Source organism: Synechococcus sp. MU1655 (assembly GCF_023630655.1).
GTDB lineage: Bacteria > Cyanobacteriota > Cyanobacteriia > PCC-6307 > Cyanobiaceae > Synechococcus_C.
Map to the genome: position 1 here is coordinate 1 of NZ_JAKUHK010000143.1, position 5,305 is coordinate 5,305.

General features: G+C 51.7%; 2 protein-coding genes, 2 tRNA genes, 2 rRNA genes and 1 pseudogene. 1 reads left to right on the forward strand and 6 read right to left on the reverse strand.

The genetic code is table 11. The features are described 5' to 3' along the window. The 4 genes from NCN04_RS07595 to NCN04_RS07610 all read right to left on the reverse strand — a co-directional run. A 23S ribosomal RNA gene (locus tag NCN04_RS07595) occupies nucleotides 1–119 on the reverse strand; the annotation flags it as partial. Between the two features lie 417 nt (nucleotides 120–536). After that, nucleotides 537–609, reverse strand: a tRNA-Ala gene (locus NCN04_RS07600). Nucleotides 610–618: 9 nt separating this feature from the next. Beyond that, a tRNA-Ile gene (locus NCN04_RS07605) sits at nucleotides 619–692 on the reverse strand. 182 nt (nucleotides 693–874) lie between these two features. Then, nucleotides 875–2,359 (reverse strand): 16S ribosomal RNA (locus tag NCN04_RS07610). Between the two features lie 672 nt (nucleotides 2,360–3,031). Between NCN04_RS07610 and NCN04_RS07615 the strand changes: the two genes are divergently transcribed. After that, complete coding sequence (locus NCN04_RS07615; RefSeq protein ID WP_048348470.1) at nucleotides 3,032–4,486, forward strand: glycoside hydrolase 100 family protein; 1,455 nt, start codon at nucleotides 3,032–3,034, stop codon at nucleotides 4,484–4,486. A gap of 75 nt (nucleotides 4,487–4,561) precedes the next feature. On the opposite strand, the gene petD is transcribed toward NCN04_RS07615, so the two are convergent. Together petD and petB are read right to left on the reverse strand one after the other, a co-directional pair. Further along, complete coding sequence (petD, locus tag NCN04_RS07620) at nucleotides 4,562–5,044, reverse strand: cytochrome b6-f complex subunit IV (protein ID WP_006854933.1); 483 nt, start codon at nucleotides 5,042–5,044, stop codon at nucleotides 4,562–4,564. 76 nt (nucleotides 5,045–5,120) lie between these two features. Continuing rightward, nucleotides 5,121–5,305 (reverse strand): annotated as a pseudogene (gene petB, locus NCN04_RS07625) (cytochrome b6); the annotation flags it as partial.

A 5,305-nucleotide genomic window follows, 5' to 3' on the forward strand; every position in this document is an offset into this window, starting at 1 on the left:
ATTCGGAAATTCCCGGATCAAAGCGTGTTTCCAGCTCCCCGAGACTTATCGCAGGTAACCACGTCCTTCATCGCCTCTGTGTGCCAAGGTATCCGCCGTGAGCCCTTTGTAGCTTGACCAATGTATCTCCAACACGCTTGCTGTCGTTGAAACAGATTCTTCTAATTTCCACAAGTAGAAATTAAAATCAAACTCTCAAATGCTCGACACATTTGAAAGAACATGCTGGAGTCTCGGCTCTTGCTCTTAGAATTAACATCATCCTAAAGTGAATCAACACTCAAGAATGATGCATCTATGAGATGCTTTATTCTTTCCAGACTTACTATGCAGTTGTCAAGGTTCGGCCAGACATCAAAACAATGGATTGATCTCTCAATCCATTGCATCGAGCCCAGCATCCTATCAATCAAATCATGGATCAATGTCCATGCCTAAAATGACAAGAAGCTAGGATCATCTAGCGGACACATCTAAATCACAATCCATACGAGTTCATACTCCAGGTTTTGGAGATGGGGATTCATTGCAGTCAGTGGAGGTTAGGAGACTCGAACTCCTGACATCCTGCTTGCAAAGCAGGCGCTCTACCAACTGAGCTAAACCCCCTACACCGAATGGGCCATCCTGGACTTGAACCAGGGACCTCACCCTTATCAGGGGTGCGCTCTAACCACCTGAGCTAATGGCCCAGGAGTCTCATCCCTAATGGGTTGTGAACTAGACAAAGTTTAGGAACTAAAAATCTCCACTAAGCAGTCATCCATTGCTGGAACTCTTAGCTTCAAAGTTGAGGTACCGATCGACCTAAGGTGACAGGATTTTGGCCTAAGAATAGAAAACTCAGACATCAAAATCGTTGTTTGTCTCCCTGTTAGGAGGTGATCCAGCCGCACCTTCCGGTACGGCTACCTTGTTACGACTTCACCCCAGTCATCAGCCCCACCTTCGACGTCCTCCTCCACAAGGGTTGGAGTAACGGCTTCGGGCGTGGCCAACTTCCATGGTGTGACGGGCGGTGTGTACAAGGCCCGGGAACGTATTCACCGCAGTATGCTGACCTGCGATTACTAGCGATTCCTCCTTCACGTAGGCGAGTTGCAGCCTACGATCTGAACTGAGCCACGGTTTATGGGATTTGCTTGTCCTCGCGAACTTGCTGCCCTTTGTCCGTAGCATTGTAGTACGTGTGTAGCCCAGGATGTAAGGGGCATGATGACTTGACGTCATCCACACCTTCCTCCGGTTTATCACCGGCGGTCTCTCTAGAGTGCCCAACTAAATGCTGGCAACTAAAGACGTGGGTTGCGCTCGTTGCGGGACTTAACCCAACATCTCACGACACGAGCTGACGACAGCCATGCACCACCTGTCACTGCGCTCCCGAAGGCACTCTCAAGTTTCCAAGAGATTCGCAGGATGTCAAACCCTGGTAAGGTTCTTCGCGTTGCATCGAATTAAACCACATACTCCACCGCTTGTGCGGGCCCCCGTCAATTCCTTTGAGTTTCACACTTGCGTGCGTACTCCCCAGGCGGAACACTTAACGCGTTGGCTACGACACCGGAGGGGTCGATTCCCCCGACACCTAGTGTTCATCGTTTACGGCCAGGACTACAGGGGTATCTAATCCCTTTCGCTCCCCTGGCTTTCGTCCATGAGCGTCAGTGATGGCCCAGCAGAGCGCCTTCGCCACTGGTGTTCTTCCCGATATCTACGCATTTCACCGCTACACCGGGAATTCCCTCTGCCCCTACCACACTCAAGCCCAACAGTTTCCACTGCCATGATGGAGTTAAGCTCCACTTTTTAACAGCAGACTTGTAGGGCCGCCTGCGGACGCTTTACGCCCAATAATTCCGGATAACGCTTGCCACTCCCGTATTACCGCGGCTGCTGGCACGGAATTAGCCGTGGCTTATTCATCAAGTACCGTCAGATCTTCTTCCTTGATAAAAGAGGTTTACAGCCCAGAGGCCTTCATCCCTCACGCGGCGTTGCTCCGTCAGGCTTTCGCCCATTGCGGAAAATTCCCCACTGCTGCCTCCCGTAGGAGTCTGGGCCGTGTCTCAGTCCCAGTGTGGCTGATCATCCTCTCAGACCAGCTACTGATCGATGCCTTGGTGAGCTCTTACCTCACCAACTAGCTAATCAGACGCGGGCTCATCCTCAGGCGAAATTCATTTCACCTCTCGGCATATGGGGTATTAGCGGCCGTTTCCAACCGTTATCCCCCTCCTGAGGGCAGATTCCCACGCGTTACTCACCCGTCCGCCACTAACCCGAAGGTTCGTTCGACTTGCATGTGTTAAGCACGCCGCCAGCGTTCATCCTGAGCCAGGATCAAACTCTCCGTTGTAGATCAATCCCTTTTGGTTCTCACCTCAGATTGACTTGCTTCACCCACAATCTCAGCACTGGCGTACTGGTTGCAGTTGTCGCCCCCTTCCTCTGACAGAAGGATTCACAAGAGTGCAAATTTAGAATCTCTTCCTCGTTTGACTTTCCAGGATCTCAGATCCGGTCGTTGCTCCACATTGCGCACACCGACAACTCAACGGTTCGTGAAAACCTTCAAGTTGTAAGCACAATGCTTCTCTGCAACTAAAATGTTGTTGACGGGACCTCACACCTTTATCGCAATATCATTTAGTTCCCATTAAAACCTCGCGGCTTTAACTCAAACTAAACGCGATAAAAGCGTCAGTTCCTAAACTTTTCAATTGTCCAGGTTCTGGCTTTGCGTTCCCTTTCAGAAACGGTCGGCCTGCGGTCTCGCGACCGCCTGTGAAACTTACAACATCGTGGGATCTCTCCCCCAACCTCGTAAGCACCCGCTGAACACTTCAAGCTTTCGCTCTTTGCGTCCCTCGGCTGCGCCTCGGAGTGTGACTCCCCCGCGCAGTCCAAAAACATAACCCACAGCCCACCCTCATTGCAACCTTTAAGGGTTGAGAGCATCTCCAGACTTGCTTCCACTGGCCAGGGCAAAGTCCATCACTAAGTTTTGAGCAATGGTCGCAACAGCACCATGGCCGAACGCTTCAGCCAACAGAACCAGAGGGTCCGTCCCAGCTCCAAAGAAGATCAGGTCGTTCAAAAGGCCAAAGAGCATTTCGAACGCACGCTGATTCCCATTGCTGGCAGCCTGGCAGGAAGCGTTGCTGCTCTCCAACACCCTCGTGATGACGAGGCCCTCAATTACGGGGAGATCTTCCTGCGCGACAACGTGCCAGTGATGGTCTACCTGTTGACGCAAAAAAGGTTCAAAGTCGTCAAGCAGTTTCTCCAGATCTGTCTCGACCTGCAGAGCACGACCTATCAGACCCGTGGTGTATTCCCAACAAGTTTTGTTGAGGAGAACGGAGAGCTCATTGCCGATTACGGCCAACGTTCAATCGGACGGATCACATCCGTCGACGCCAGTCTCTGGTGGCCAATCCTCTGCTGGATGTACGTCAAAGCCAGTGGGGACGAACAATTTGGATCCACCCCAGGCGTCCAGCGAGGGGTTCAACTGTTGTTGGACCTCGTTCTTCACCCCACGTTTGAGGGCACACCGGTGCTGTTTGTTCCGGATTGTGCGTTCATGATCGATCGCCCCATGGACGTATGGGGTGCACCCCTTGAAGTCGAAGTGCTCCTCTATGCCTCCCTTCGTTGCTGCTCCCAGCTCATGGAGCTCGGCCTACGGAATCAAAACAGTCGCCTGCTCGATCAACGTTTGGTGCTCACACGCCAGTGGATTCATGATCTCCGCAAATTTTTGCTGAAGCACTACTGGGTGACCAGTAAAACGATGCAAGTTTTAAGACGAAGGCCCACGGAGCAATACGGCGACAATCAGCACCAAAACGAATTCAACGTGCAGCCACAAGTGATCCCTGATTGGCTGCAGGATTGGCTTGAGAACCGCGGTGGCTATTTGATCGGCAACATCCGTACCGGCCGACCCGATTTCCGCTTTTACAGTCTTGGCAATTCCCTGGGCTGTCTTTTCGGACTTCTCACAGCACCGCAACAGCGTGCACTGTTTCGGCTCACGCTTCACAACCGCAATCATCTGATGGCACAGATGCCAATGCGGATTTGCCACCCACCCATGGAAACGCTGGAGTGGCAAAACAAGACCGGATCCGACCCTAAGAACTGGCCGTGGAGTTACCACAATGGTGGCCATTGGCCGAGCCTTCTTTGGTATTTCGGAGCTTCGATTCTTCTCCATGAACGCCGTCACCCCAATGCAGACATCCTCCTGATGGGGCAGATGAAGGCGATGCTTGAAGATTGTTACTGGAGCCAGCTCAACCAACTGCCAAGACAACAGTGGGCTGAATATTTCGATGGGCCCACAGGCACTTGGATGGGCCAGCAATCACGCACTTATCAAACCTGGACCATCGTTGGATTTCTACTGCTCCATCACTTCCTTCGGGTGAAGCCTGATGATGTGGACATGCTCGACCTTGACGGACCGAGCTCATAAAACAACAGCTCAAAAAAACAGCGCAAAATAAAACCCCCAGCCATGGGCTAGGGGTTTTGTCTGAGAGTGGTTGGTTTAGAACAAACCGAGGGTTAGTGACTTGTCGATAGGCATCGCAGCACCGATTCCCAAATAGATGGTGGTAGCTGTACCGAACAGGAACACTGCCATCGCGATAGGACGGCGGAATGGGTTCTGGAACTTGTTAAAGCTCTCAATGAATGGAATGAGCATCAAACCAAGAGGGACCAAGGTTTGCAATGCAATACCGAGAAGCTTGTTAGGAACAACCCTAAGGATCTGGAACACCGGATAGAGATACCACTCAGGGAGGATTTCAAGCGGTGTGGCAAACGGATCAGCTTTGTCACCCAGCATGGCTGGATCTAATACAGAGAGACCAACGATGCACGCAATGGTGCCAAGGATAACGACAGGGAAGATGTAGAGAAGATCATTGGGCCATGCAGGCTCACCGTAGTAGTTGTGACCCATGCCTTTAGCGAGCTTCGCCCGCAGCTTGGGGTCGGTGAGATCAGGCTTCTTGAGAATATGCATGGTGCGAGCAGTAATGAACGAACGGTAAATGGGAAAGTCCGAAACTTGAATCAGTGCGTAAAGCAACTGAAATGGATCACAAAGGACCAGAAATGCCCTGCTTACGGATCATCAAGAAATGCATGAGCATGAAGACTGCAAGCAACCAAGGCATCACGAATGTGTGAAGGCTGTAGAAGCGAGTGAGTGTGGACTGGCCAACACTTTCTCCACCGCGCAACAGCTCAACCATGAAGTCACCAACCACCGGGATGGCAGCGG

What these genes read in the sequence shown, in the direction of transcription:
- NCN04_RS07615 (WP_048348470.1), top strand. Translation starts at nt 3,032, where the DNA reads ATGGCCGAACGCTTCAGCCAACAGAACCAGAGGGTCCGTCCCAGCTCC.
- petD (WP_006854933.1), bottom strand. Translation starts at nt 5,044, where the DNA reads ATGCATATTCTCAAGAAGCCTGATCTCACCGACCCCAAGCTGCGGGCG.